The sequence below is a fragment of the Microvirga massiliensis genome, from assembly GCF_001006805.1.
Classification (GTDB): Bacteria; Pseudomonadota; Alphaproteobacteria; order Rhizobiales; family Beijerinckiaceae; genus Microvirga; species Microvirga massiliensis.
Map to the genome: position 1 here is coordinate 798,858 of NZ_LN811352.1, position 3,348 is coordinate 802,205.

General features: G+C 61.7%; 4 protein-coding genes. 1 reads left to right on the plus strand and 3 read right to left on the minus strand.

The features are described from left to right. Window positions 1-302: 302 nt before the first annotated feature. Window positions 303-443, minus strand: coding sequence for an antitoxin Xre/MbcA/ParS toxin-binding domain-containing protein (locus BN1233_RS48325; RefSeq protein ID WP_187144282.1), 141 nt, complete (start codon window positions 441-443; stop codon window positions 303-305). Window positions 444-524: 81 nt separating this feature from the next. Here BN1233_RS48325 and BN1233_RS48330 point away from each other — a divergent pair, with 81 nt between their 5' ends. Continuing rightward, window positions 525-779 carry a hypothetical protein gene (locus BN1233_RS48330; RefSeq protein ID WP_187144283.1) on the plus strand — a complete coding sequence of 85 codons (255 nt, stop codon included), beginning with the start codon at window positions 525-527 and terminating at the stop codon, window positions 777-779. 835 nt (window positions 780-1,614) lie between these two features. On the opposite strand, the gene BN1233_RS12655 is transcribed toward BN1233_RS48330, so the two are convergent. After that, a complete protein-coding gene (locus BN1233_RS12655) occupies window positions 1,615-2,646 on the minus strand; it encodes an arginase family protein (RefSeq protein ID WP_244470690.1) in 1,032 nt (343 codons plus the stop codon). Next, window positions 2,576-3,348: M20/M25/M40 family metallo-hydrolase (locus BN1233_RS12660; protein ID WP_046863838.1), on the minus strand; the 773-nt coding region annotated here is incomplete at its 5' end. The genes BN1233_RS12655 and BN1233_RS12660, both read right to left, overlap by 71 nt.

The window sequence follows — 3,348 nt, forward strand, 5'->3', positions numbered from 1 at the left end:
ACCAAGGCTCAGGTCTGGCGCCCGAGGCGGCTTCTTCGCCTCCGGGGCTCGCTCACGATCTTCTCGAACATGCCGCCGTGGCTGAAGTTCTCCACTGCGACGGGCGCGCTGATCGCACGCCGCTGCTCAACCCAGTTTGAGGTGATACCGCCACCCCCGAGGTTCCGCCCGCTCGGCGATGATCTCACGGGCCCACTGGTGCAAGGCGCCGGGCCAACAGCCAAGCGATGTTCGAGAGCATCCCAAGCGGACCTGCCGACGAGGATCGCAGCTCCTCCACGCCTCGGTCGACGTGTGAGCGGTCACGCGTAGACGCCGGCCTCGATCCGGCCGAGCAGCGTGAGGACCCGGTCTGTCTTTCCGCGGGAAATGACATCCAGAGGGGTGGCCTGCAGCACCGGGTTGTACTCGACCAGCCAGATCGCTCCCAGCTCACCGAACACCTGCTCGGTCCGCGCGATGACTTCGGCGATCTGGGGCCCGGATCCTTTGAGCGCCCGGAGCTGCGCGATCTTGCCCTCGAGATGAACGATCGCCTGCTCGACCAGGTGGTCGGCTTGCGTCGCCTCCTCGGGGACGAACTGAAGATCAGCGTCGGTGTCGGGCTTGAAGTTGCGGTCGATCTCATTGGGCGGCGGCTGGGCTCCACTGCGCAGATATCCCAGGAGCTCGAGCTGGCCCTCCTCGGATTGCTCTACAATTACCCAGCAATTGGACGCTCCGCTCTTGAGCCGGTAACTTCAGGCAGTTGCAGTTATCAAAATATCTCAACGCGTTAGTGACTCGTTTGCGTTTCTGCGTGCACTAACGAATCCCGAAATGCCTCACCGAGCCACACGAGACGCAGTAGGCCGAGAGTAATCCGGAACGGCAGCTGTAGGGCGGGATAGATGCACTGTCCACGCGGGCGCTCCCTGCCTATGTGGCGGAGGAGCGATTATCTGGATTGCCGCCCATCGGGGAGACCGTCACGATCCGCTTCGTTGACGATCCCTCCAGCGTGGACGTTCCCGTCACCGCCTTGCATCCCCATCGTTGACGGCAACGATGAGTCCGATCGCACCGTCCACGCCAATCCGGCGACCCTCTTCCCCCGTACTAAATCCCCCTCGAACTTCTCGCCCCGACCGTCCTCGTAAGTCGTTGAAGTTCCACATTCGAGGATCGGCTCCGGAGCCGAGGCCGAGCGCATCCGGATAGGCGCGAACATCAACGACAGAGCAACAAGCCGGTCTGGAACATCAGATCGGGACGAACGGCTTGAATAGTGGCAAGCCGACCGGGGGACAGCAGCTTAGGAAACAGGGAAGCGGGCACCAGCAAGCGGCATGAGCACTGGGAAAACGTCTAACCGATCAAGGCAGAGGATGAGGCGAGTTGGTTCCAGGAGAGGCTGACCCTCTCGCTGGAATTCATTCACCGGCCCGGTACTGAGAAGATGCCGCTCTCATAGATTCTGCGGCGATCCCCCGAGTCCGCAAGCCGGGTTCCTCACGGGCGCGTCGCCAACCCGCGCGTTCGCCTCAGCCTTCGTACAGAATCAGCGCTCATCTTCCTGCTCGTCCATCATCCAGTGTGCGTATAGAGAATGGACGTCCTTTGGTATGTGAGGCTTTAGCATCCATGCTCTGATGGACGTTCGGGGAAAAGCAGTAATGTTTCGTAAGCGATGTAGGCCGCGAGGTGAGCCGCCATTCCATGTACGTCGTGCGGAGGGCTCACTGTGTTTATGTCAACTGCAACGATTTCAAGCCCAGCAAGCCCCCGCAACAGTGAGAGTCCCTCCCGGGCCGTGAAGCCGCCCCAAGTAGGTGTACACACACCGGGCGCAACGGAGGGGTCGAACGAGTCCATATCCCACGAGAGATAGACGGGCCGCCCTCGCAAGACCTCATGGAGCTCCGCAAGAACGTCCGCCTCGCCGCGACGCATGTAGTCCCGCATGGATATGATGTTGTATCCCAGCGAGCGGGTATGATCGAGAACGCCCTTGCGGAAGGTTGGGCCGCGAACGCCGACGTGATAAGACGCCATCGGCGAAATCCGCTGTTCCAAGGCAGTATGCGTGAATTGACTCGCCGCATCATAAGGGTGATCCTCGTTCACGGGATGACAGTCGGTATGACTGTCAATGTGAACCAATGCGAGATCTGGCCAGCGCCGCGCAGCCGCACGCACGAGCGGCACGGAGATCGACCCATCACCTCCGAATCCGACCAGCGTGGCTCCCGCGCTAATGATGCGCCAGGCAGCCTCCTCGATTTTCTCGAATGCCTCGGTGATACGGCTTGGGACTAAGGCGACGTCGCCGCAATCCACAAGGCCCAGCCGTTCGCGTACGTCGTAGTCTGCTACCTCCGATTCGAACCAACGAACCAGCTGCGACTGCTCGCGGATGGACGTAGGCCCTTGCCTCGATCCAATGCGGAAAGCATGGGTGCCGCAGTCGAACGGCACACCGAGAATGGCTGCTTTTGCGGATGACAGGTCGAGCGTGCGCGGAACGTTCATAAAGCTCGGCGGCTTTGTGAACAAGGCGGCATCCGACAATGCAGCGGTATTAGCCATCAGTACCTCACGGCGACGGGTTGCTGAGAAAATCAAAGGCGACGAGCGCGTGAACGCACGCAACGGCGACGAGTTCATCGATCAGCACGTTCTCGTCGGGCCCACCCATGTTGAACGGCGTGCAGCCATATACGATTGAGGGGACACCTGCCATCCGGTATAGCCGCGCATCAGAGGCGCCGATGCGCATGTTGGTGACAGGCGTGCGCCCGAGCACCTCCGCCGCGACGTCAACTGTCCGCGTGACGATCTCGTGGGCGGGATCCGTGTAGAGCGGTTCGTAGGCCTGCAGGACCCTCCACGTGACGCCTTGTAATTCTGCGAGCTCCGTTTCCAGCGCGGTATTCACCTCCTCGAGCGTGATGCCGACCGGGAGGCGCACGTCCGCTCGCGCTCTGGCGAATGTGGGGACCAGGTTGGGAGACACACCCCCCTCGATTGTCCCGATGTTCACCGTGATGCGTTGGAGCACGTCTTCCTCGCCGGCTCCGGAAAGGGGCTCCGATACGCTCTTCGCGGCGCAAATAGCGTCGCTCACCTCCGGCGGGATTCGCACAGGCAGGCGCTCCATGGTCTTGAGAGCGTCGAGCGCGCCGCGCAGGCGATCAATAGCATTGACCCCCTTGTGGACATGCGCGCCATGAGCGGGCGCGCCCTCCGCCTCTATCTCGAGCCAGAGAAGTCCCTTCTCGCCGAATCTTACGACCATTGGCGAACCAACATCGCCGCAGATCATGGCGTCGCCACGCGCCTCCGGAACGTTGTCGAGAAGCCAGCGGG

Coding starts and splice junctions, on each gene's coding strand:
- BN1233_RS48330 (WP_187144283.1), top strand. CDS start 525: ATGAACGATCGCCTGCTCGACCAGGTGGTCGGCTTGCGTCGCCTCCTC.
- BN1233_RS12655 (WP_244470690.1), bottom strand. CDS start 2,646: ATGAACTCGTCGCCGTTGCGTGCGTTCACGCGCTCGTCGCCTTTGATT.